This is a genomic window from Novosphingobium sp. IK01, assembly GCF_033242265.1.
Taxonomy (GTDB): domain Bacteria; phylum Pseudomonadota; class Alphaproteobacteria; order Sphingomonadales; family Sphingomonadaceae; genus Novosphingobium; species Novosphingobium pituita.
In genome coordinates this window covers 22,532-45,499 of sequence record NZ_BTFW01000003.1, presented here as the reverse complement: position 1 = coordinate 45,499, position 22,968 = coordinate 22,532, and the positions used below count along the sequence as shown (strand labels likewise).

Below are 22,968 nucleotides of genomic sequence, written 5' to 3'. Positions count from 1 at the left end.
GGCAGCGTCACCCCGTCTGGGGATCAGGCAGCATTGGCAAAATGCTGATTGAGCACGTCCATGGCCTCGGTCATGACCGAGGGGCCAATGCCAAATGCTCTTTCGATCAGACGCACCTCTCCCCTGATCCCTGGCTGCAGGCACCATGCCCGGGCTTGCCCTTTGCGCAGGGCGCGCATGACCTCGAAGCCCTTGATCGTGGCGTAGGCTGTCGGCATCGATTTGAAACCACGCACGGGCTTGATCAACAATTTGAGCTTGCCATGGTCGGCCTCGAGCACGTTGTTCAGGTATTTTACCTGCCGGTGTTCGGTTTCCAGGGCGAGCTTCCCTTCTCGTTTCAACTCGGCGATTGCGACGCCGTAGCTGGGGGCCTTGTCGGTGTTGAGTTCGTTGGCTTCTCCCAGCCCTTCAGCCCGCGAAGGGCCTTTCCCAGAAAGCGCTTCGCGGCTTTGGCGCTGCGGGTCGACGAGAGGAAGAAGTCGATCGTGTCGCCCCTTTTGTCGACCGCCCGGTACAGGTAGGTCCATTTGCCCCGAACCTTGACGTAGGTCTCATCCAGACGCCAGCTCGGATCAAAGCCTCGCCGCCAGAACCAACGCAACCGCTTCTCCATCTCCGGCGCATAGCGCTGCACCCAGCGATAGATGGTCGTGTGATCGACATCGATGCCACGTTCCGCCAGCATTTCCTCGAGATCGCGGTAGCTGATGCCGTACCGGCAGTACCAGCGGACCGCCCATAGGATGACCTCGCCGGTAAAATGCCGCCCTTTGAAATCGTCCATCACAACCGACCTTACCAATCCAAGGGCCCAACCTTGGCAACCGCATCAGAGTTTGCAACAGAGCCAACCAGGGCGCATTCCTCATGCGGGGCCTCGCCAACGTCAACGCCGAGTTCAGTCTGACGGCGCTCGCCTACAATCTGCGCAGGGCGATCAACATCCTCGGGATTCCGGCCCTGCTACGCGCCGTGCAGGCCTGAAAAGGTCGCGCTTCAGCCGTCTCCGGCATAACTCGCGTATAGATGCCGATAAGGTTCATCGAGACCGTCACCACGCCTTCCGCGCCGAAAAACCAGCGGGCCGCTGCGTGAAGCCCCTCCGCTCGACCGAAACCCGATCAGCCCGTGCGTTTTCGGACGGACTGACCTGTTTCCTGTACACCACCGCAACAGTCGCCACGGGGTGGAGAACGAACTGCTGCGCCGAGAGTTTAGTCGCCGCGGCACCAGCATGGCTGACACTTCATCCACTCGTCCCGGCATCGGGCAATTCCGTTGCTCCCACTTCGATGCGCTGACGAGAGGTGTCACAATCTGAGTTGACCAAACAACGCAATCGGTGGCATAAGATGCATATGCATCATGATTCACTTGCAATCGCCGACTTAAACTGCGCCTGCAACGCGCTGCGTAAGGCATCGCGCGCAGTTACACGCTTCTATGATGAAGTGATGGAAGGCACTGGCCTTTCGCTTGGCCAGTTTGCCGTGCTCTTCAACATCGCCCGGCGTGAGCCGCTACCCTTGATGGATCTTGCTCATATTCTCGTAATGGACCGCACCACGCTCTATCGCGCGCTCAAGCCTCTTGAGCGGGATGGCTGGGTAGCGCTCGAAGACGGTCATGGTCGGGCAAAAAATGCGCGCCTGACTGACCTGGGCCATCAAGCCATCGAAAATTCAACCGATGCGTGGCTGGCGGCGCAACGGCAGCTGATCGAAAAGTTCGGCCTGGACCGTTGGAACACCACGGAGGCTGCACTTCAGGATCTGGTGACAATTTCGCAGGAGGCGATGCAGTGAGCCGCATATTACATCGGACCGGCCTTGTTTCACCGCGCGTTCACATCGTCCTGATTGTCGCCGTCACCTTCTTGGCGCTGCTTGTTTCGGCCGGGCTTCGCGCCACGCCCGGCGTTCTGATGATGCCCCTGCAGATCAACTTCGGGTGGGATCGGGCGACTATTTCGCTCGCTGCTGCAGTGGGAATCTTCCTCTATGGCCTCGTCGGCCCGTTCGCGGCGGCACTGATGATGTCATTCGGAATCCGCCGTACAATGCTGGCCGGCCTAATGCTCATGGCGATATCCACATTCGCCAGCCTCTGGATGCATCTCCCCTGGCAGTACATAATGAGCTGGGGTGTGCTGTCCGGCATTGGCAGCGGCGCGGTCGCATCCGTTCTGGGGGCTGCCGTGGTCAATCGCTGGTTCGCCACCCGGCAAGGTCTGATCATGGGCTTGCTCAGTGCCAGCACAGCAACAGGCTCCCTCATTTTCCTGCCCTTTCTGGCATGGCTGTCAAATCAGGGAGCATGGCGGCCAGTCGTCATGGCGGTAAGCCTGGCTTGTCTGATCCTCGTGCCAATCGTTGCGCTGGTGCTGCCTGAGCATCCCGGTGATATCGGTACGCGTCGGTTTGGAGAAACCCCTGAAAGTGCCCCTCCAACACTGAGTAAGCAGGCGCGCACGGCCGGTCTGGCGATCAGTGTGCTGGTTCGCGCTGCGCGGCGACCCGTCTTTTGGCTACTGTTCGGAACCTTCTTTGTCTGCGGCCTGACGACCAATGGTCTTGTCGGCACCCATATGATCGCATTTTGCGGAGACCATGGCATCGCCCCTGTGGCTGCGGCGGGTCTGCTCTCGACCATGGGCTTCTTCGATCTGTTCGGCACCACGGCATCGGGATGGCTGACCGACCGCTACAATCCGCGCGTGCTGCTGATCGTCTATTACGGCCTGCGCGGTTTCTCACTGATGGCGCTACCATTCTTGAGCTTCGACACAGTAAGCCTTGGCGTTTTCGCCATTTTCTACGGGCTCGACTGGATTGCAACGGTGCCGCCCACCGTGAAGCTGGCGAACGAGGCGTTCGGGGAACAAGAGGCCCCAATCGTATTCGGTTGGATCCAGACTGGGCACCAGCTCGGGGCAGCCTTCGCCGCCTTCGGCGCTGGCGTGATCCGCGAACAAAGCGGAACCTATCTGCCCGCTTTCCTGGCGGCCGGCGCGATGGGCGTCATCGCCGCTGGCGTGCTGCTGCTGACCTTGCGGCAAGGGAAATCGACAAAGCTGAGAGCCGCTTGATCACATTTCAAGGAGACAAGTGTTGCGAATCCTGGTCGTGGGCGCTGGTGCCGTTGGCGGTTATTTCGGAGGGCTTTGGTCGGCAGCAGGTCGCGATGTCACGCTTGTCGTTCGTGGAGCGCGTTGTAATGAGATCAACCAACTCGGTCTGACGCTTGTCCGGAAGGGCAGCGAAATGCAGACCAGGCCGTCGGCCAGGGCTTCGGCGTCGGGCGTTGCGATCGTGCGAACGGGGGATATCTGGAGGCGGCCGTCGCGGTATCGCACACCCTCCAGAGCGTCGCGCTTCAGGCTCCGGGCGAATTTCTTCAGCCGCCAGTCCAGTTCGCGGCCCCGCTGTTCGAGCCATTCGCCGGCTGTGGGTGGCAGACCAAGAGCCGACACGATCGGCTTGGCCTTCGGTTCGCTTAGCAGGTAGCTGTCGAACTGGCGGTATCCCGTCGATCGTTCCACCCAGACATCACCGGAGCGCAGCTTGTTGCGCAGATGCGCGATAGTCGCGATTTCCCAGAGCCGCCGATTGATCTTGCCGTCATCGCCCATGACGATTTTCTGCCATTCCTTGCGGAAGGGCATCGGAGCGTCGGCAGGCAGATCGCGCTTGCCCGATCCACCATAGCGACAGGGGTGTTCAATATCTCGCCATGAACTACACCCAGCGCCTGGCCGAAGCCAACCTCGTGCCATCGGTCGGCAGCGTCGGCGACAGCTATGACTGTGAGAAGATGCATGCAGTCTGGAAGGTCTGACCCATGCTTACGACTGACCACGTGTCATGGCGTTGATCTGTCGGCCCTCCAGGCTGCACCCGAGGCGTCGCGAAACGTGACTTGATAGGAGCCTGAGGGAGTGCCGTCCCGTCACAGTCCTGTCCGCTCGCGAAGGGCCTTCGGGTTCCACCCGCCTGGAGGACCAATATGCATGATATTACACCAGACGCTGTCGTCATCGGCATCGACACCCATAAAGACGTTCACGTCGCGGTCGCGATCAACGGACTGGGCGCGCGGCTTGCCACAGCATCGTTCCCGGTAACCAGCAAGGGCTATCGCCAGGTGGCAGCTTGGGCAACCGAGCACGGAACCGTGCACGCATTCGGCATCGAAGGAACTGGCTGTTGATTTCCGCTGAGAGCTGACCCGGGAAGGTCCAAAGTTTCCACTGAGAAGTGACCCATGTTCTGAGCTTCCCCCTGGCATTTGCGTCGGGGGATCAAGGAGTGATCGACATGGCGTTATTGAGCGTAATCCGGCGCTGGCATTTCCGTGAAGGGATGCCGATCCGGGAGATTGAGCGACGCACCGGACTGTCGCGCAACACGATCCGCAAGTACCTGCGCGCGGGCACCGTGGAGCCCAAGTTCAAGGTTCCCGAGCGGCCGAGCAAGCTGGATCCGTTCGCCGAGAAGCTGTCGGCATGGCTGCGGATCGAGGCGGGCCGATCGCGCAAACAACGGCGCACCGCCAAGCAGATGCATGCCGACCACGTCGTGCTGGGCTACGAGGGCTCTTACAGGCGCCCGGGCCAGGGTCGGGCTCACAGGCCTCACTCTGGCCGAGTATTTTCGCGACCAGGGACAGGATGTCCTCTTTTTCGTCGATAATGTCTTCCGCTTCACGCAGGCCGGGTCCGAGGTTTCCGCACTTCTGGGCCGTATACCCTCGGCCGTTGGATATCAGCCGACCCTGGCCACGGAGATGGGGGCCTTGCAGGAGCGCATCACGACGACAACAGCCGGGTCGATCACATCCGTGCAGGCCATCTATGTCCCGGCCGACGATCTTACCGACCCTGCGCCGGCAACCTCCTTTGCACATCTCGATGCGACAACGGTGCTATCCCGTTCGATCGCCGAAAAAGGCATATATCCCGCGGTCGATCCGCTGGACTCCACATCCCGCCTGCTGACGCCCCTGACCGTCAGCGCGGAACATTATGAGGTGGCAAGGCAGGTCCAGGCGATCCTGCAACGCTACAAATCCTTGCAGGACATCATCGCCATTCTCGGGATGGACGAGCTGTCGGAGGAGGACAAATCGACCGTCGCGCGGGCGCGCAAGATCGAGCGCTTTTTAGGGGTGACTACACGAAAGTGACGTATCTGCACGGTAAGGGCGAACGGATAGCGAACGTCATGCGGCTAACAGGGAGCTGACGGCGCGCAGCGGTCGCAACGCATCCGGATCGGGCCGATCATCGACATTCCAGCTATAATCACCGGTCAGCGAAATATGCTCCCAGCCCAAGGGTGCGATGTGGCGGGCGATCTCATCGGGCGTGCCGATGTCCGCCAGCGCCATTTCGAGATAGCGGGTGTTCCACAAGATGATGGCGGCGACGAGCAGATTGAGGCCGGAGGCACGATAGGTCTGGTTCTCGAACCGACGATCGCGCAGTTCGCCTAGCTGGTTGAAGAAGATCGCGCGGGCGAGCGCGTTGCGGGCCTCGCCCTTGTTGAGGCCCGCCTGGGTGCGCCGGCGCAGATCGATGTCGCGCAGCCAGTCGAGCATGAAAATCGAGCGTTCGAGGCGGCCCAGTTCGCGTAGCGCGAGGGCCAGTCCGTTCTGTCGCGGATAGGCGGACAGGCGGCGCAGCATCGCCGAAGCAGTGACGGTGCCGGTGCGGATCGACGTGGCGAACCGCAGCAGTTCGTCCCAATGCGTCGCGACATGACCCAATGCGATCGGCTCGGCTGTCATGCCGGTAAGCAAAGGGCCGGATTCCTGGCCCGGAAGAAGGTGCAAACGACGCTCTTTGATGTCGCGCAGGCGCGGTGCGAAGCGGTAGCCGAAGAAGGGCATGAGGCCGAATACATGGTCCGATGCCCCGCCCGTATCGGTGTAGTGCTCCTCGATCGTCAGGCCGGTCTGGTGATACAGCAAGCCATCCAGCACATAGGGCGCTTCGCCAGCGGTTGCCGCGATCACCCGACTTGCGAAGGGGTCATATCGATCCGAGACATGGGTGTAGAAGGCGACGCCCGGTTCGTTGCCGCTGCGCGCGTTGATATCGCCGATCGCGGCCCCACGGCCCCCGGCATGAAATTGCTGTCCGTCGCTCGACGAAGTGGTGCCGTCTCCCCACAGCGCGGCGAGCGGCATGGCGCGATGGGCGTCGATCAGCCTTCCCAGCGCTTCGCCATAGGCTGCCTCGCTGATGTGCCAGTCGTGAAGATGGGCGAGCTGGCGCAGACTTGCGCCCCGGCAGGTTTCCGCCATGCGTGTGAGGCCGAGATTGATGCCATCGGCGAGGATGACCGTGAGCAGCGCATTGCGATCGTCGGCTTCCCGGCCCGAACGACGATGGATGAAGCATTCGCTGAACCCAGTCCAGGCATCGACCTCCAGCAGAAGATCGGTGATCTTCACGCGCGGCAGTCGATCATAGGCGGCGCGACGGGCAATCTCGGTGGCGGGCGGTGTTGCCGCTTTCAGCGGCGAGATGACGAGGCCGTTTTCGTCAAGCCTGACCTGAGGCAGCTCGCCCTGTCGGGCGAGGACCGTCACCTGTTCGATCGCCGTGTCGAGCCTGGTGCGCCTTTCCTCGATATGGTGATCGAAATCCGTTTCGATGGCGAGCGGCAACAGCCCCTTCTCGCGAAGCGCCGCAAAGGTCGCCGGCGGTATGAGATAGCTGTCAAAATCGCGAAACTGCCGGCTTCCCGCGACCCATATATCCCCAGCTCGCAACCGCTCGCGCAGTTGCGACAAGGCGCATAGTTCATAAGCGGCACGATCGACGATGCCATCCCGCAGGACGAACGCCCGCCATGAGGATGGCACAAAGCGCAGCGGCACGCGATCCGGCAAGCGCCGTTTGCCGGTCCGGTATAGCTCCGCGATGATGGCCAGCGCCGACAGGAGACCCTGCACCGCACCGGCGCCGCGAAATTCAAAGGCGTTGAGAAAGTGGCCGGCAAAAAGTTTCACCGTGCGATGCCGCTCGATCAACTCGGCGGTGCGATCGACGGTTTCCGGTCGCCCGAGCACTTCGGCCTGCTCGACGGCCACGGCGAAGCGCTGCCAGTCCAGCGCCTCGATCTGCGCCAGCGAATCCACGCCCTTGGTGTGCGCGTCGATGAGGAGGCGGCAAGAGCCCGTGAGCATCCGGAGATGACCTTGCAACTCGCGCACCGTCTTGAGGGCTTTGTCGCGGGTCCGGTTCTCGGCGCGGCGCACCATGCTGCCTAACAGTTTATCGAACATCGTCAGCGCCGCGTCGGTCAGGCTTTCCTCAAGGCGGATGCCGGTTGCCGCCAGCGTCGCATGCCGGCGCAGGGGATTGAGTTCGCCAAGGTGCTGGGGTGTGATGCGGCTGCCTTCGTCCGCCAGCCTGTCAAAAGTCAAAGCCGGGATCATGTCAGCACGGGCGCGATCGAGGCCCAGCGCGCGGATATAGGCGAGCCGTTCGATCAGGCGCAGGATGTTGCGCGCTGCCGGCGACTGTGGCGCATTGCGCAGCCAGGATAGCCATGTCGCGGCCTGCCCCGGTCGTCGGGCCAGCAAATCGTCCAGGCCTTGAAGGGTGTCGGGCAGCAAGCCATTTGTGAGCACTTCATAGGTAAGCTGTTCGGCTTGCTGGCGCGCCTGCCGCAGCACCGCTTCGAGAATCGACGAGGAAGGCAGGAGGATCTGCCGACGTCGGAGTTCATCGACGATGACGCCTGCCATCTGGCCGGGGTGGATGATGGTCTGCGCGATTGGGATCGAGAAGGCGACAACGTCACGGAACGCTTGGCGGTCAAAAATCCTGAACCCGTGCGATCGTCGGATTTCGACGAGATGCTCGCGACGGGTCTGGTCCCGATGGGCATAATCCGCGAAGGCTGCCGGCGCGACGCCGAGTTGCTGCGCCACATAGGCGAGCACAGGAGTGGGCGGGACTTCGCCCGCTTCCAGCGCACGGCCAGGCCATCTCATATATAGCATGAGCAGCGCATAGCCGAGCCGGGTGGCATCGCCGCGACGGCGGCCGACAATTTCCAGGTCGTCGCTGGTCAGCGTATAATGACGCGCGATCTCGCGCTCATCGAGCGGCGCGCCATAATGCCCCGCCCAGATTTCCGGGCTCACCAGTCGCCGTCTCGCCAAGCATCATCTCCTTCGCTTTGCGTGTCCGGCAGACGGTCCTCTGGCGGCCAACAGGAATATGTCCGTTAACTCTGGACCTGCAACGGCGATTCGGACAAGATTGCATAATGACGGGAAAACGGACAGGATCGGACAGTCTGTGGCGCTGATCGGCTATGCGCGAGTCTCGACCGCAGACCAAAAGCTCTCGCTTCAGCTCGACGCGCTGAACAATGCCGGGTGCGACCGTATATTCAACGATCACGCATCAGGGGCGAAGGCCGATCGGCCTGGTTTGACCGAAGCGCTCGCCTATCTGCGCAGCGGTGACACGCTGGTGGTCTGGAAACTCGATCGTCTTGGCCGCTCCATGAGCCATCTGATCGAGAAAGTCGGCGAGCTGGCGGCGCGCGGCATCGGGTTCCGCTCGCTCACCGAAAACATCGACACCACCACTTCCGGCGGGATGCTGGTGTTCAACATCTTCGGCTCGCTTGCCCAATTCGAGCGCGATCTGATCCGGGAACGCACCCATGCCGGCCTCAAGGCTGCTCGCGAGCGAGGCCGTCCCGGCGGGCGTCGGCCAGTGGTCACACCCGACAAGCTCCGCAAGGCACGCGATCATATCGCTTCCGGCCTCACCGTTCGCGAAGCCGCCGCGCGCCTCAAGATCGGCAAAACCGCCCTCTACAAAGCCCTCGAAGCCACGGAGAAGGACGCAAAGCCCAAGCGTTCCCGATCCGTTCACCCTTAGCGTGCAGATACGTCACTTTCGTGTAGTCACCCCTTTTTATCCCAGCCGTTTTTCGTCGCGGAGGTATTTACAGGGACGCCTGGTCGGTTCGTCAAGCTCGACGACACGATCTCAGGCTTCCAGAGGATGTGCAGCGGCGAGTTCGACGCGCTTCCTGAATCTGCATTTTATATGGTCGGCACGATCGACGAAGCGCTTGAGAAAGCCAAGAGCCTGGCGGAAGAGTAAAGGGCACAGCAGCGGCATCGATCCGATCTACCGCCCAACGGGAGTGAATTTGTGGACGCCATTGAAAACATTGAAAGTCAACCAGTCGCGGCGAAACTCTCGCGCTCAGCGATATTCCTCGTGGCGACAATCAATGAGGGCAGCGAACATGCAGATGCCGTGCGGGCATTCTGCGCTGATCTATCAGCTTTCGTTCGCGCGGTCGGCTTTCGCGATCTCGAGGGCGGCCTCTCCTGCGTCATGGGATTTGGCTCTGAGGCGTGGGACCGTCTTTTCGGTACCCCGCGACCGAAGGAGCTGCATCCTTTCCGAGAAATCAACGGGGTGCATCATGCGGTCTCGACACCCGGTGACCTGCTTTTCCATATCCGCGCCACTCAGATGGACCAGTGCTTCGAGCTTGCGCTCCAGATCATGGATCGTTTGCGCGCCGCAATCACCGTTGTCGATGAGACCCACGGCTTCAAATATTTCGACGAGAGGGATCTGCTTGGCTTCGTTGACGGGACCGAGAACCCGACGGGCCGGGCGGTAACCGAAGCAGCGATCATCGGTTCGGAAGACCCCGATTTTTCGGGGGGCAGCTATGTGATCGTCCAGAAATATCTCCACGACCTGCCCAAGTGGAACGCGGTTCCGGTCGAGCAGCAGGAAGGGATCATCGGTCGCAAGAAGCTCTCGGACATCGAGATCGAAGACAGCAAGAAGCAGCCCTTCGCGCACAACGTGCTCAACGTCATCCAGGACGAGAATGGCAACCAGCTCGATATCCTGCGTGATAACATGCCGTTCGGCGATGTCGGCAAGGGCGAATTCGGAACCTATTTCATCGGCTATGCGCGCTCTCCGAGCCGGACCGAGCGCATGTTACAGAACATGTTCGCCGGCAACCCGCCCGGCAATTACGATCGGATACTGGACTTCAGCCGTGCAGTGACCGGCACGCTGTTCTTTGTGCCGACGGCCAGTTTTCTGGACGATGTGACGCCGGTTACATCGGCCCCGCCGCCCAGTGTCATGGACACGCCGACGCCCGCCGTCGATGGGCTGGCAACGAAGGGGCGCACCTCCCTCGGTATCGGATCTTTGAAGGATGAGGACTGACATGAACAATCTCCACCGTGAACTGGCTCCCATCTCGGCAGCGGCTTGGGCTCAGATCGAAGATGAAGCGACACGCACGCTCAAGCGCTACCTCGCCGCCCGCAAGCTTGTCGACGTGATCGGGCCGCAGGGCTTTGACTTGTCCGCGGTCGGAACAGGCCACACGAGTGATGTTGCTCCGCTCTGCGATGGCCTCAAGGTCGCGAAGCGCGAGATCAAGCCCGTTATCGAGCTGCGTGTCCCCTTCAAGCTGACGCGCAAGGCGATCGACGATGTTGAGCGCGGCTCGAACAATTCCGATTGGCAGCCGCTCAAGGACGCGGCCAAGACCATTGCCTTTGCCGAAGATCATGTTGTCGTCGAGGGCTATGAGGCCGTCGGCATCCAGGGCATCCGCCAGGTTTCGAGCAATGAGAAACTGACGCTGCCCGCCGATATTCGCGTCTATCCCGAAATCATTGAGCGGGCCGTCAACGAACTCCGTCTCGCCGGCGTGAACGGCCCTTACGCCCTCCTGCTCGGGGCTGACCCCTATACGGCTCTCACCGGCGGCAGCGACGACGGCTATCCGGTGTGGAAGCACATCCAGAAACTCGTCGACAAGGAGATCATCTGGAGCCCGGCCGTCAAAGGCGGCGTCGTGGTCACGACGCGTGGCGGTGATTTCGAGCTCACGCTCGGGCAGGATCTGTCGATCGGCTATCTCAGCCATGACAGCGAGACGGTCGAGCTCTACCTGCAGGAGACGCTCTCCTATCAGACGCAGACTTCCGAGGCATCGGTGGTCCTCAATCCTCCGACGGCGACACCAGCCGCAGCTTAAGGCTGGGCCGGCCGGGGCTTTCGCAAATGATCAGGGAACGATCCACAATATGGTGTCTGAACAAGGTATAACGCCAATGCCGAGGCTACAGACCGTCAATCTCGCAGTTCGCCGGCTCGGCTTTACCGAGCTCGGCGACAGTGCGCTGCTGCGCAGCATTCCACTGGAGACGCCCGTTTCGATCGAGGTCTGCGGCATCGGCTATGCCGTCATGATGGCGACTCCGGCCGATCTTCGCGATTATGCTCTCGGCTTCGCTTTAAGCGAGGGGATCATCGAGCGGGCGGAACAGGTTCTCTCGATTGACATTCATAAGGTCGATGGCGGGATGGTGGCGCGCATCGCTTTGCCCGCCGAACGCGCCGACCGAGCCTTCGAACGCGCCAGGCTACGCGTTACCGAAAGCAGTTGCGGCATTTGCGGCATGGAAAATATCGAGCAGGTGCTCCGGCCACTGCCGAGGGTCGAAGCCCATATTACCACCGACCGGAACGGGATAGCGCGCGCCCTTGGCGCATTGCGCGACCATCAGCCGCTGGGGCGTGCGACCGGCGCGGTCCACGCCGCCGCGTTCTGCGCGCCCGACGGAGCGATCTTGCGCGTCCGCGAGGATGTCGGACGGCACAACGCGCTCGATAAGCTGATCGGGGCGCTTGCCACCGAAGGCATCGATCCGGGTACTGGCTTCTTCCTGCTTACGGCGCGTTGCAGCTATGAACTCGTGGAAAAGACGGTTCGTGCGGGTTGCCCGATGCTGGTCACCATTTTCGCGCCGACGAGCCTCGCCGTCGAGCGAGCGGTAAAGGCAGGCCTCACGCTCGTTACATTGGCAAGGACTGATTCCGCTCTTATCGTCAACGACGACCAGGGCAATATCGAATGACGACGCTGGGCGTTGTCCTGGCCGGCGGAAAATCGAGCCGCTTCGGGTCTGATAAGGCGCATGCGACCCTCACCGGCCGTGAACTGCTCGATCATGCTTTATTGGCCTCAGTGCATTATCGGGCTCTGTTGCAAACATTGGTGACGGCCGGGCAGCGTCACCCCGTCTGGGGATCAGGCAGCATTGGCAAAATGCTGATTGAGCACGTCCATGGCCTCGGTCATGACCGAGGGGCCAATGCCAAATGCTCTTTCGATCAGACGCACCTCTCCCCTGATCCCTGGCTGCAGGCACCATGCCCGGGCTTGCCCTTTGCGCAGGGCGCGCATGACCTCGAAGCCCTTGATCGTGGCGTAGGCTGTCGGCATCGATTTGAAACCACGCACGGGCTTGATCAACAATTTGAGCTTGCCATGGTCGGCCTCGAGCACGTTGTTCAGGTATTTTACCTGCCGGTGTTCGGTTTCCAGGGCGAGCTTCCCTTCTCGTTTCAACTCGGCGATTGCGACGCCGTAGCTGGGGGCCTTGTCGGTGTTGAGTTTCGTTGGCTTCTCCCAGCCCTTCAGCCCGCGAAGGGCCTTTCCCAGAAAGCGCTTCGCGGCTTTGGCGCTGCGGGTCGACGAGAGGAAGAAGTCGATCGTGTCGCCCCTTTTGTCGACCGCCCGGTACAGGTAGGTCCATTTGCCCCGAACCTTGACGTAGGTCTCATCCAGACGCCAGCTCGGATCAAAGCCTTGCCGCCAGAACCAACGCAACCGCTTCTCCATCTCCGGCGCATAGCGCTGCACCCAGCGATAGATGGTCGTGTGATCGACATCGATGCCACGTTCCGCCAGCATTTCCTCGAGATCGCGGTAGCTGATGCCGTACCGGCAGTACCAGCGGACCGCCCATAGGATGACCTCGCCGGTAAAATGCCGCCCTTTGAAATCGTCCATCACAACCGACCTTACCAATCCAAGGGCCCAACCTTGGCAACCGCATCAGAGTTTGCAACAGAGCCCGTGACCGTGACGCGCAACGAAGGCACATGCGATGTCCGCATGATCCGGCCGCCTAGCCGCGATTGAGGCCGGGGCGGCCGTTCTCGATGATGAAGCGGGCATAAGTCGAGAGCTTGCCGCCCGGCTTCGTGACCTTGTCGACAACCTTGAGGTCGCCGGTCCACTCCTTGCGGATGATGTCGCACAGCAGGTAGCCGCGCTTGTCGGTGGTGGCCTTGAGGAACGGATTGTCGGCGCGGACCTGGCGGCTGTAGGCGTCGTCATCGCCTTTGCCATCCGCGCCCGAGGCAATCGAGGTGGCGAGGAATTCGCTGGAGATCACTTTGCCCTCGGCGCCCGGCGCGCCTTCGTCCTGGAGCAGGTCGCCGGCATAGTGGCGGTGGGCATCGCCCGTGACATTGACGACATTGCCCTTGCAGTGCGTGTCGATGCAGTCGAGCAGGCGGCGGCGATTGGCCATGTAGCCGGGCCACTGGTCCATCGAATAGGTGGGCGTGCCCCCGGCTACGGCACCCGGCGCGGGGCTTTTGCGCTGGTCGAGGTTCATCACCATCACCTGATGGGCGATCAGGTTCCACCGCGTGTCGGAGGCGGCCAGGCCATCGTAGAGCCAGCGTTCCTGCGCCGCGCCCATGATGCTGCGCTGGGCAAAGGCTTCGGGGCCGAGCGGGGCGAGCGTGTCGCCGTAAAGCTGGTCGTCGCGATACTGGCGGGTGTCGAGCACGAACGCGTGGAGCAGGTCGCCATAGCGCGCGCCGCGATACATCTGCATGTGGCTGCCCTGCGGCATGGCGCTGCGGCGCAGGGGCATGTGTTCGTAATAGGCCTGCATGGCCATCGCGCGGCGGAACGCGAAGGCTTCGGGGGGCGTGCCGTCCTGATCGAAGTCGCTCGCCCAGTTGTTGTCGACCTCGTGATCGTCGAAGCTCATCCAGAACGGCACGGCGGCATGGGCGGCCTGAAGATCGGGGTCGGACTTGTAGAGCGCGTAGCGGCGGCGATAGTCGTCGAGCGTGTAGATCTCGCCCCCGACATGGCGGCGCACTTCGTCATAGGTGCGGCCATTGGCCTTGAACGGGCCCGCGCCGTGGTCGGCGCTCTCGTAGATATAGTCGCCATAGTGGAACACGAAATCCACCGGCTCCTGTGCAATGTGGCGCCAGGCGGTGAACAGGCCCTGCTCGTAGTGCTGGCAACCGGCGGCCACGAACCGCAGGCGTTCGACGCGGGCACCGGGGGCCGGCAGCGTCCGGGTGCGTCCCACCGCGCTTTCCTCGCGCCCGACCCGGAAGCGATACCAGTAGGGGCGATCGGGGGCCAGCCCGGCCACCTCGACATGGACCGAGTGGGCCAGTTCGGGATGGGCCAGTGCCTCGCCTTGCGCGACGAGCGTCTGGAAGCGCGCGTCCCCGGCCACTTCCCAGCGCACCGCGACAGGCCTTGGCTCCATCCCGCCCAGGGGTTCGAGCGGTCGGGGCGCGAGCCGGGTCCAGAGCACGAAACCGTCACTGGCCGGATCGCCCGAGGCCACCCCCAGCGTGAACGGATCGGCCCCGAACCGCGGGTTTGCCAGCAGGTTGCGAGGCATGGCGCCTTCCTGCGCGAGGGCGGCCAGCGGCCAGCCCCCGGCAAGGCCTATGGAAGTGCCAAGGCTGATGGAACCGGCACCGAGCAGGTGAAGGGCATGACGTCGATCGAAAGGGCGCATGGAACTGGTGTGCCTCTGGGGAAGGATCAGCGGATGATCAGGTGGACGAAGACGCTGCGGCCATAGTTGTCGACTTCGGTGGCATATTGAAGTCGCTCGCCGATCAGCCACTTCGGCTTGGCCCCCAGCACGTTGTAGATTTCGTACTTGAGGGTCGCAAAAGAGGTGACCTTCTGCGTCAGGCTGAGGTCGAGCGTGCCATATCCGGCGCGGCCTTCATCGAGCCAGGGCGAGGCGCCCACGCTTTCCAGATACTTGCCGCGATAGTTGTAGCGGGCGGTAAATGCGCTCCTGAGGAAGGGCGTGTGCCAGGTCACCCCCGCATTGGCCAGATATTCGGGCTGGTAGAGCATGTGTCCGATGCTGCGCGTGCCGGTGTCGCTGCGGGCATCCATGTGCCCCTGCATCCAGGTCATGTTGGCGAACAGGTCGAACTTCTGGCCTGCAAGGCGGATGCCCTTGTTCTCGGCCCGTGCCTCGATGCCATAGATCCGCGAGCCCGAGGCGTTGAGGGGCTGGCTGACCTTGTAGGTGGTATCTTCCAGCGTGGTGTAGCTGGTCAGGTCGTAGATGTCGTCGGCGATCCACTTGGCAAAGACGCTCACCCCGATCAGGCCCTTGTCGCCATGGAACCCTTGCGTGAACGTAAGGTCCAGATTGGTCGCGCGGCGCGGCTTGAGCTTGGGGTTGCCCTGGCTGATCGTGCAGCCGGTGCTGCCGTCATCGGCCTCGCCGCAGCTCACGCTGCGCGCCTGCGCCACGTCGCCGGGGGTGGGGCGGCCGATGGTGCGGCTGATCGAGCCGCTCAGGATCGTGCGCCGGGCCAGCTTGTACTCGGCCGAGAGCGAGGGCAGCATGAAATCATAGCCGCCATTGTTGCGCGCCATGCCGGTAATCGTCCCGCCCGAGACATCGGGGGTATCGGCGGCAAAGCGCGTATGATCGAAGCGCAGCCCCCAGACGAGCGCAAAGCTGTTCGTCCGGTAGTGCAGCGAGGCATAGGGGGTGATCGTCGTTTCCCTGTAGCGATAGTCGGAAATCAAGCTGTCATAGGCCGAACTGGTCTTGTCCACCGCCAGCGTGGGCATCGTGTCGACGAAGTGGTAATCGATCCACGGCATCGGCCCGAGGGCCCCCAACGCGGTGTATTCCGGCGTGAAGAGATAGTCCTTCATGTTCATGCCGGTCTTGTATTCGGTTTCGTCGAGGTTCCGCCGCAAGATCAGGTTGCGCCATTCCACGCCGACCGCAAAACCCATGCCGCGATCGTTTTCCTGGGCATTCCAGGTATAATCGAGACGGGCATTGCCCATGTCCTCGCGCGCCACGCGAGACATGTCGTAGGCGGTGCTCAGGCTGTAGGCGGTCTTCTTCGGGTCGAGCGCGCTGGCATCGCTCAGCGAGGTGACATAGGGCAGGTCGCCGATCCCGCCGTTGGTGGCATATGTGATGTAGGCCGATTTGGGATAGGCCCGCGCGACGATCGAATGCTGGTGGTTGTCATACAGCGCCTTGTTGAAGCCGCCCCGGATTTCGAGAATGCCCTTGCCCGATGTCCAGGCCAGATCGCCGATCACACCATACAGGCCCCGGTTCCAGTTGTCGTGGCGATAGCGCGTATAGATCGAATTGAGTTGCTGGCGCCCGCCATCCCCGGTCTGGCCGGAAATGGAACTCTTGGTGTAATAGTCCTGCTTGTTCATGGTGGAATCTTCATAGCGCCGCCGCCCGAACCCCATGATCGAGGCATACAGGCTGTTGTCAGGCGCTTGCCATTCCAGCTTGGCGGACCCGCCATACGAACGCAATGTGTTGGTATAGCTTGAATATTGCTGGTCATACGGGACAACCAGGCCGTTCCAGTTCGGGTCGTCGGGCCCGGTCAGCTTCTTGCCGGCATCGCTGAAAAAATACTTGGTCCCCTGCCAGTACTTCGAGGAATTGCGGATGCGCTTCTGGTATTCGCCCGACAGCACGATCCCGAACTGCCCGCCCGGCCCGAACCGGTCGCTGACCACGCCCTTGATCCCCTGCCCCCAGTGCGTGCCTGCGCCGGTGATGGCATTGATCGGCGCGGGCCCGCGATAGGTCGAATAGATGCCGTTTAGGTCGAGCACCTTGTAGAGGCCGTCGTGATCGAAGGCGCTGCGCGTGGCGATGTTGACGACACCGCCAATCGCGTCACCGGGCAGTTCGGGGGTAAAGCTTTTGTAGACCTCGTTTCCCGCGCTCATGTTCGAGGGCAGAAGTTGCAGGTTCACCTGTCGCGACCCATCGCCGTCCGAACCGATCGAGGCAATCGAGAGGCCATCGATGGTGGTGGCGTTGAGGTTGGCGGCGATGCCGCGGATCGAGATGAAGCGCGGGGTATCGCCTTCCTCGATGCCGGTCACGCCCGGCAGGGTGACGAGTTGCTCGACGACCGAGCCATCGCTGCCCGCCAGCGTCGACACGTCGTCGTAGCGCACGGCATCGACGACAGCGGTGGATCGGCGGGTCATGCGCACGGGCACGCGCCGTGCCTCGACAAGGATCATGTCGCGCGGGTGGGTTGCCTGGACTGCGCCGGCCTGACTGGAACGGTCGCGCTGCCCCAGCGTGATCACCGTACCGCTCGTCGCCACGACCTCAAGGCCGGTTCCATACAGCAAGCGGCCCAGCGCCGCGCCGATATCGAGGGTGCCCTTCACCGCATTCGTGCGCTTGCCCCGAGTCAGCCCCTTGCCCACCAGAATCTGCACCCCGGCCTGCCGCGCAAAGGCCTGGATCCCGGCGGCGGCGGGCTGGGCAGGTACGTCGAGCGATGCCGTCCGGGCCTGTGCCACCACCGGCGCGAATGCCGCACCGGCCAGGGCCACCAGCCCCACGCCCCATGCACCTTTCGAAGTACGCGAAACCGAAAACATGAAACCTCCACCTGTTGTTGAACAGGAAGAGTCGCCAATTTTGCAATTCCCTCAGATTTGGAAAAATAATTTATAAATTATCGTGTTTCTATTCGATGACAATTTCATTGCCATTTTGCGACACACTGGCCTGCGTCAATTGCGACAAGGCTTGCGCAAACTCCTGCGACTGGTGGATCTGGAAATATCCCACCAGCCTGTATTGCGCGGCACGCGGATTGACGATCCGGATCTGGCGGAGATTGTAACGGTTGAATTCCTCGGCTGCTTCCAGCCCGGTTTCCCCGTCCAGCCCGATCTCGCCGCGCCGCCATGCCAGCGCCTGATCGACATCGACCTTCATCCGCGCCACGGGGCTGGCCTTTCCGGTGCCCGGCGCAGTGCTCAGCAAGGCCCCGTCGCCACGGGCAATGGCGACAGGCTGGCCGCCCGCGCCATCGACCCACGCCAGCACGCGCCCTTCGGTGACGACGACCCACACCCCCTTGTCGGCCCGGCGCACCGAAAAGGCCGTGCCTGTCGCCCGGACATGGACCGGCCCGACATGCACCTCGAAAGGCCGCGCCGCGTTATGGGCAACCTGAAACCAGGCCTCGCCCTGTCGCAAGGTCAGGTCGCGCCGCCCCGTGGAATAGGCGACATCGAGCTGGCTGTCGGTGTTGAGCGCGGCAAGCGAGCCATCGGCCAGCCTGACCTGTCGCTGCTCGCCGACTTTGGTGGCATAATCGGGTGCGGCCGGCAGGGCGAGGAACAGCGCCAGCGAGGCCGCCATGGCCGCCAGAACCCCGGCCCCCACCGGTTTGGCCCAGCCCGGCCAGTTCCGCCAGCCCCGCCCGCGCGGCCCTGCCGGATCAGGTTCTCCCTCATCCGCCCCATCCCTGTCTGCAACACGGGGCGCAGCGGGCGCGGCGTCGAGCAGGCTGAGAATGGCCTGCGCACGAACGAATGCGCCACGATGGCGACGGTCTGCGCCAAGCCAGGCGTCCAGTTCGGCCTGCCCCGTCGCATCGAGCCCACCGGCCTCGCTGCGCATGGCCCAGGCACTGGCGATGTCGTCAATGGTGGACATGGCTGGGGAGGACATGGACGGGGAGGACATGAAGGGCAGGCTCGTCTCTGGCTTCGGGGGGGCGGTTGGCCGGGCTGTCCTCGCCACTGGCCATCATTTTCATCAGCAGGCGCAAGCCCCGCAAGGCATTGTTCTCGACAACTTTCTCCGTCACGCCAAGATGCAGGGCAGTTTCCTTTTGCGAAAGACCGTGAAGCCGCCGCATTTCCAGCGCGTGGCGATAGGCAGGCGGCAGGGCCGCGATCAGATCGAGCACCCGGCGCAGTTGCAGCCGCGCGCCCACTTCCTGCTCGGGCGAGGGCGCTTCATCGGGCAAGGCCACGATTTCAACGATCTGCGCGGTCTCTGCCGCCTCGCCCGCGCCGCTGCGCTGGCGCCGGGCGTTGTGGATCACGATCGAACGGGCTGTCGCGAACAGATAGGCCCGCCCGCTACGGATATGGCGATGATCGGGCAGTTCGGAAAGACGGCAATAGGCTTCCTGAATGACATCGTCGATGTCACCCGGATCGCGCAAGGTCCGTCGGAGCCAAGCCCGCAGGTCCGCCTCATGCGGCAATATCTGCGAGGCGATCCAGCGGACCCTGTCCTCGCGACAATCCTGTACGGACACCCCTGCGCCCCATGCAACTCAGCCCCCGTCCGGGCCTTGCCCCCAAGCCGCATTTGCAAGACAGGTTGATGACAATCCCCCTGATTTTCATGGGCCAATGCCATGGGAAAGAGGCCCCCCGCCCTTACCTGAGGCGTCAACCCGGTTCGGGGAAGCGGCTTTCGGCGGTGAAGGCCAGCACGGCGGGGGCGTGTTCTTCCGAGCGGATGGCCAGGGCCAGCGTGACCGTAGCGGTTTCTTCGAGTGCATAGTAATTCACGCCCAGAAGGGCGGTTTCGCGCATCGTGCCGGGCACCAGCGCAAAGCCGATTTCAGCCGCCACCAGCGCGAGGACAGAGGCGACCTGTGGCGCGGACTGGCCCATGATCGGCTCGAACCCGCACCGGCGGCACAAGGCCACGGTTTCATCGAACAGGGTCGGCCCGAGGCTGCGCGGGGTGACGATCAGCGGGTCCTGCGCCAGATCGATCAGGCGCACCGGGTCGCTGGGGGGCGCGCGCGAGGAGGGCAGCGCCACGATCAGCGGCTCTTCCTCAAGCGGATAGATCCGCAGGCCCGTGCGGTCGATCGCGGTCGGGCGAATGAACGCGGCGTCGAGCGTGCCCGCCCGCAGCGCGGTGACCAGCCCTTGCGAATTGTTCTCGCTCAGGCTCAGTTCGACTTCGGGAAACTTGCGGCGGAATGCACGGATCGTGTTGGGCACGCGGTGATTGAAGGCCGACGAGCCGGTAAAGCCCACGCGCAACGACCCGGTTTCGCCCTTGGCGGCGCGCTGGGTGTCGCGCACGGCCGCCGCGATCAGGTCGGGGATGGCCGCGATGCGGTCGCGCAGGATCTTGCCCGCAATGGTCAGCTCGGCCCCTTGCGGGATGCGGTGAAAGAGTTGCGCGCCCAGTTCTTCCTCGAGCGCCTTGATCTGCAAGCTGAGCGGGGGCTGGCTGATCCCCAGCCTGTGTGCGGCGCGGGTAAAGTTGCTCTCTTCGGCGACGGCCAGAAAATACCGGATCTGCCTCAACTCCACGCCCTGTCTCCTGCAAAGCCATATGCAAAGCATATGACAATAGCCTGTTTCGTGTATTGGACAAATGGACTGTGCAAGCCCAAATCGGCGCCGGAGGTTAACCCAGAGGTTCACAATGCACAGTTCCACCATGCTTTCTTCGGCCTATCCGTCCTTTTCGCCCTCGCTGTCCGAGGCCGCGCCTTGCGCCGGGCCCAATCCGGCAAACGATCAGGAGCCCCAACTCGAACCCACGGTTTTCCTGCCCGGCCTGCTGTGTGACCAGAGCCTGTGGCAAAACCAGGTCGAGGCGCTGGCCGATGTCTGCGCGCCGATGATCGCCAACCTCACGCTCGACGATACGGTCGAGGCGATGGCCCGCCGCACGCTGGCGGCCGCGCCCGCCCGCTTCTCGCTCGCCGGGCTGTCGATGGGCGGCTATGTCGCGCTGGAAATCATGCGGCAGGCGCCCGAACGCGTGACGCGTCTGGCCCTGGTCAACACCAGCGCCCGCGCCGACACCGCCGAACGCGCCGCCCAGCGCCGCGCCGGCATGGAATCGCTCAAGCGCGGCAAGTTCGTGGGGATCACCCATGGGCTGCTGGGCAACCTGATCCACCGTTCGCAGATGGAAACGCAAGTGGGCCAGCAGATGCGCTCGATGGCCTCGCGCGTGGGTGGCGAAGCCTTCCTGCGCCAGCAGAGCGCCATCCTCAACCGGCCCGATTTTTCCGATGTGCTGCCCGGCATTGCCGTGCCCACGATGATCGTGGTGGGCGAGGATGACCGCGTGACCCCGGTGTCCCACGCGCGCGAAATGCACGCGGCGATTGCCGGATCGACGTTCCATCTGGTGCCCGAATGCGGCCACATGTCGGCGCTCGAACGGCCCGAGGACACCACGGCGCTGTTGCGCACATGGCTCGAAGCGGCCTGATTTTCCCGGCATGAAACGGGCTGCCGGGCCCGGCTTTTGCAGAAGGGGCTAGGCGGGAACCGTCAAATGGGCTAAGTATAGCTAGCTTAGCTAAGGGCATCCGTATGCAAGTCACGATCCATGCCGCAAAAACCAATCTCTCCAAGCTGATCGAGGCGGTTCTGGCCGGAGAGGAGGTTGTCATTGCCAAGGGCAAGCAGCCGGTGGTCAAGATCGTCCCCTTCCCGCGCAGCCAATTCAGGATCGGGATGCTCAAGGACCAGATCGCAGGTCCGGGGCCGGATTTCTTCGAGCCTATGGATGATGCCGAACTGGCCCTCTGGGAGGGTGGAGACGCGTGAAGCATCTCCTGCTCGATACGCACGCCTGGGCATGGTCCATGACGGGGGATGCCCGCCTGTCTGCCCCCGCGATCGCCGCGATCGAACAGGCTGAAACCGTCTCGATCAGTGCCATCAGCCTGTTCGAGATCGGCCAGAAAGTCCGGTTGGGCAAATGGCCGGAGATGGCCCCGTTTCTCGACCGGCTGATTTCCCTGGCGCAGGAGCAGGGCGGGCGCCTGATGGAAGTCTCACCGGAGGCGAGCCTGCTTGCGGCCACGATGACATGGGATCACCGCGACCCCTTTGACCGGATCATTGCCGCAACGGCGATCACGCGGGGGCTGGTGCTGGTCTCCACCGATGCCGCGTTCAACGCCTTGGCCGGCATGCCGAAATGGCCTGGACTGGTCTGGTGACGAAGCGCAGGGCCGTCCCTGTTCCCGGATGCATCCATCGTTCGGGAACAGGGGGCACAGGTTATTCTGCAATTGCAGCCCCATCTTTTCAGGCACAGAGGAATGGGATACCTGCTGATCTGGCTGTCTGGCTTGCGATCCGCGCTATGCCTGTAGACCGGCGTGCAAAATTGACCCCGTTTGAGGGGTAATCGGCGTCTAAAATTGACCCCACCCTTGGGCATGTTTGAGGCTGTCCGTTTGTGCATACGAACGGCGAGGGCGGGGATGTTGGTGGTGGAGACGGTTGCGAAGATCCGGCGTGAGCACGGGCGGGGTAAATCGATCAAGGCGCTGATGCGCGAGATGGGGTTGTCGCGGAACACGATCCGCAAGGCGATCCGGGCGGAGAGCGCACAGTTTTCGTATCGGCGGGCAGCGCAGCCCCGGCCTCAGCTTGGCGGGTTCGCCGAACGGCTCGAAGGATTTCTGGAAGCCAACGAGCGCGCCGGGAAGCGGGATCGGCTGCGGCTGAGCCGGATCCACGATCTGCTGCAACGTGATGGCTTTGGCGGTTCCTATGATGCTGTGCGTCGCTATGCGGCCCGCTGGAAGCGCGAACGCCGTGGCGGCGCACTCGTCGATCCCGGCCAGTTGTATATCCCGCTGAGCTTTGCCCCGGGGGAGGCCTACCAGTTCGACTGGAGCCATGAGGACTTCGAGATCGCCGGCAAGCCGATGCGGGTGAAGGTCGCCTACATGCGGCTGTGCTGGTCGCGCATGGCATTTCGGCGGATTTACCCACGCGAGACGCAGGAGATGGTGTTCGACGCCCATGTCCAGGGGTTCGAGTTTTTCGGCGGGGTGGCGCTGCGCGGGATCTACGACAACATGAAGACGGCGGTGACAGCGGTGTTCGCTGGCAAGGATCGGGCCTTCAACCGGCGCTTTCTGGTGATGATGGACCACCATCGGATTGAGCCGGTGGCCTGCACGCCGGCGGCGGGCTGGGAGAAGGGGCAGGTCGAGAACCAGGTGCTGAAGGGGGCGTTTGCGGGAGG

17 protein-coding genes and 8 pseudogenes are annotated in these 22,968 nt (G+C 62.8%); 16 read left to right on the top strand and 9 right to left on the bottom strand.

The features are described from left to right. Positions 1-23: 23 nt before the first annotated feature. Positions 24-787, bottom strand: a pseudogene (locus tag SBI20_RS17005) (IS6 family transposase). Positions 788-1,325: 538 nt separating this feature from the next. Between SBI20_RS17005 and SBI20_RS17000 the strand changes: the two are divergent. From SBI20_RS17000 to SBI20_RS17615, 3 genes and pseudogenes are all read left to right on the top strand, one after another. Continuing rightward, entirely contained in the window at positions 1,326-1,808 is a 483-nt protein-coding gene (locus tag SBI20_RS17000; protein WP_317976274.1) for a MarR family winged helix-turn-helix transcriptional regulator, read from the top strand. Continuing rightward, complete coding sequence (locus SBI20_RS16995) at positions 1,805-3,091, top strand: MFS transporter (RefSeq protein WP_317976273.1); 1,287 nt, start codon at positions 1,805-1,807, stop codon at positions 3,089-3,091. Before SBI20_RS17000 ends, SBI20_RS16995 begins: the two co-directional genes overlap by 4 nt. A gap of 19 nt (positions 3,092-3,110) precedes the next feature. Then, positions 3,111-3,242, top strand: a pseudogene (locus SBI20_RS17615) (ketopantoate reductase family protein); the annotation flags it as partial. Positions 3,243-3,274: 32 nt separating this feature from the next. Here SBI20_RS17615 and SBI20_RS16990 read toward each other — a convergent pair. Then, a pseudogene (locus SBI20_RS16990) lies at positions 3,275-3,700 on the bottom strand (Tn3 family transposase); the annotation flags it as partial. A 308-nt stretch (positions 3,701-4,008) separates the two neighbouring features. Here SBI20_RS16990 and SBI20_RS16985 point away from each other — a divergent pair. From SBI20_RS16985 to SBI20_RS16975, 3 genes and pseudogenes are all read left to right on the top strand, one after another. Further along, positions 4,009-4,212, top strand: coding sequence for an IS110 family transposase (locus SBI20_RS16985; RefSeq protein WP_317976272.1), 204 nt, complete (start codon positions 4,009-4,011; stop codon positions 4,210-4,212). A 107-nt stretch (positions 4,213-4,319) separates the two neighbouring features. Continuing rightward, positions 4,320-4,610: pseudogene (locus tag SBI20_RS16980) on the top strand (IS21 family transposase); the annotation flags it as partial. Beyond that, positions 4,606-5,166: pseudogene (locus SBI20_RS16975) on the top strand (ATP synthase beta subunit C-terminal domain-containing protein); the annotation flags it as partial. The pseudogenes SBI20_RS16980 and SBI20_RS16975, both read left to right, overlap by 5 nt. Positions 5,167-5,223: 57 nt before the next feature. On the opposite strand, the gene SBI20_RS16970 reads toward SBI20_RS16975, so the two are convergent. Beyond that, positions 5,224-8,181 (bottom strand): Tn3 family transposase, encoded by a 2,958-nt coding sequence (locus SBI20_RS16970; RefSeq protein WP_317976271.1) that lies wholly within the window; start codon positions 8,179-8,181, stop codon positions 5,224-5,226. Positions 8,182-8,320: 139 nt separating this feature from the next. On the opposite strand from SBI20_RS16970, the gene SBI20_RS16965 reads away from it, so the two are divergent. From SBI20_RS16965 to mobA, 6 genes and pseudogenes are all read left to right on the top strand, one after another. Further along, a complete protein-coding gene (locus SBI20_RS16965; RefSeq protein ID WP_067407130.1) occupies positions 8,321-8,914 on the top strand; it encodes a recombinase family protein in 594 nt (197 codons plus the stop codon). A gap of 33 nt (positions 8,915-8,947) precedes the next feature. Continuing rightward, a pseudogene (locus SBI20_RS16960) lies at positions 8,948-9,142 on the top strand (F0F1 ATP synthase subunit beta); the annotation flags it as partial. Positions 9,143-9,193: 51 nt separating this feature from the next. Next, the gene (locus SBI20_RS16955) at positions 9,194-10,246 is read left to right on the top strand and encodes a Dyp-type peroxidase (protein WP_317976270.1); all 1,053 of its coding nucleotides are present in this window, start codon (positions 9,194-9,196) and stop codon (positions 10,244-10,246) included. A gap of 1 nt (position 10,247) precedes the next feature. Further along, positions 10,248-11,069, top strand: a complete 822-nt coding sequence (locus SBI20_RS16950; protein ID WP_317976269.1) for a family 1 encapsulin nanocompartment shell protein — start codon at positions 10,248-10,250, stop codon at positions 11,067-11,069. Positions 11,070-11,118: 49 nt separating this feature from the next. Then, a complete protein-coding gene (gene fdhD / locus SBI20_RS16945) occupies positions 11,119-11,952 on the top strand; it encodes a formate dehydrogenase accessory sulfurtransferase FdhD (protein WP_317976268.1) in 834 nt (277 codons plus the stop codon). After that, positions 11,949-12,059, top strand: a pseudogene (gene mobA, locus SBI20_RS16940) (molybdenum cofactor guanylyltransferase); the annotation flags it as partial. The gene fdhD and the pseudogene mobA, both read left to right, overlap by 4 nt. A 66-nt stretch (positions 12,060-12,125) precedes the next feature. Here mobA and SBI20_RS16935 read toward each other — a convergent pair. The 6 genes from SBI20_RS16935 to SBI20_RS16910 form a co-directional block, all read right to left on the bottom strand. Continuing rightward, positions 12,126-12,890, bottom strand: a complete 765-nt coding sequence (locus SBI20_RS16935; protein ID WP_317976267.1) for an IS6 family transposase — start codon at positions 12,888-12,890, stop codon at positions 12,126-12,128. A gap of 118 nt (positions 12,891-13,008) precedes the next feature. After that, positions 13,009-14,664, bottom strand: coding sequence for an alkaline phosphatase D family protein (locus SBI20_RS16930; RefSeq protein ID WP_317976266.1), 1,656 nt, complete (start codon positions 14,662-14,664; stop codon positions 13,009-13,011). Positions 14,665-14,690: 26 nt separating this feature from the next. Continuing rightward, the gene (locus SBI20_RS16925; RefSeq protein WP_317976265.1) at positions 14,691-17,531 is read right to left on the bottom strand and encodes a TonB-dependent receptor; all 2,841 of its coding nucleotides are present in this window, start codon (positions 17,529-17,531) and stop codon (positions 14,691-14,693) included. A 127-nt stretch (positions 17,532-17,658) separates the two neighbouring features. Beyond that, positions 17,659-18,639 carry a FecR family protein gene (locus SBI20_RS16920; RefSeq protein ID WP_317976264.1) on the bottom strand — a complete coding sequence of 327 codons (981 nt, stop codon included), beginning with the start codon at positions 18,637-18,639 and terminating at the stop codon, positions 17,659-17,661. After that, positions 18,626-19,252, bottom strand: a complete 627-nt coding sequence (locus SBI20_RS16915; RefSeq protein WP_317976263.1) for an RNA polymerase sigma factor — start codon at positions 19,250-19,252, stop codon at positions 18,626-18,628. Before SBI20_RS16915 ends, SBI20_RS16920 begins: the two co-directional genes overlap by 14 nt. Positions 19,253-19,388: 136 nt before the next feature. Next, complete coding sequence (locus SBI20_RS16910) at positions 19,389-20,267, bottom strand: LysR family transcriptional regulator (RefSeq protein WP_317976262.1); 879 nt, start codon at positions 20,265-20,267, stop codon at positions 19,389-19,391. A gap of 121 nt (positions 20,268-20,388) precedes the next feature. On the opposite strand from SBI20_RS16910, the gene SBI20_RS16905 reads away from it, so the two are divergent. The 4 genes and pseudogenes from SBI20_RS16905 to istA all read left to right on the top strand — a co-directional run. Then, a complete protein-coding gene (locus SBI20_RS16905) occupies positions 20,389-21,189 on the top strand; it encodes an alpha/beta fold hydrolase (RefSeq protein WP_317976261.1) in 801 nt (266 codons plus the stop codon). 104 nt (positions 21,190-21,293) lie between these two features. Beyond that, entirely contained in the window at positions 21,294-21,530 is a 237-nt protein-coding gene (locus SBI20_RS16900; protein ID WP_317976260.1) for a type II toxin-antitoxin system Phd/YefM family antitoxin, read from the top strand. Further along, complete coding sequence (locus SBI20_RS16895; RefSeq protein WP_317976259.1) at positions 21,527-21,928, top strand: type II toxin-antitoxin system VapC family toxin; 402 nt, start codon at positions 21,527-21,529, stop codon at positions 21,926-21,928. The genes SBI20_RS16900 and SBI20_RS16895 overlap by 4 nt, the downstream gene beginning before the upstream one ends. A gap of 267 nt (positions 21,929-22,195) precedes the next feature. Beyond that, a pseudogene (gene istA / locus SBI20_RS16890) lies at positions 22,196-22,945 on the top strand (IS21 family transposase); the annotation flags it as partial. Between the last annotated feature and the right edge of the window lie 23 nt (positions 22,946-22,968).

Excerpts from the sequence above, each read along its gene's own strand:
- SBI20_RS16985 (WP_317976272.1), top strand. The coding sequence starts at position 4,009 with ATGCATGATATTACACCAGACGCTGTCGTCATCGGCATCGACACCCAT.
- SBI20_RS16950 (WP_317976269.1), top strand. The coding sequence starts at position 10,248 with ATGAACAATCTCCACCGTGAACTGGCTCCCATCTCGGCAGCGGCTTGG.
- fdhD (WP_317976268.1), top strand. The coding sequence starts at position 11,119 with ATGGTGTCTGAACAAGGTATAACGCCAATGCCGAGGCTACAGACCGTC.
- SBI20_RS16935 (WP_317976267.1), bottom strand. The coding sequence starts at position 12,890 with ATGGACGATTTCAAAGGGCGGCATTTTACCGGCGAGGTCATCCTATGG.
- SBI20_RS16930 (WP_317976266.1), bottom strand. The coding sequence starts at position 14,664 with ATGCGCCCTTTCGATCGACGTCATGCCCTTCACCTGCTCGGTGCCGGT.
- SBI20_RS16920 (WP_317976264.1), bottom strand. The coding sequence starts at position 18,639 with ATGTCCACCATTGACGACATCGCCAGTGCCTGGGCCATGCGCAGCGAG.
- SBI20_RS16905 (WP_317976261.1), top strand. The coding sequence starts at position 20,389 with ATGCACAGTTCCACCATGCTTTCTTCGGCCTATCCGTCCTTTTCGCCC.
- SBI20_RS16900 (WP_317976260.1), top strand. The coding sequence starts at position 21,294 with ATGCAAGTCACGATCCATGCCGCAAAAACCAATCTCTCCAAGCTGATC.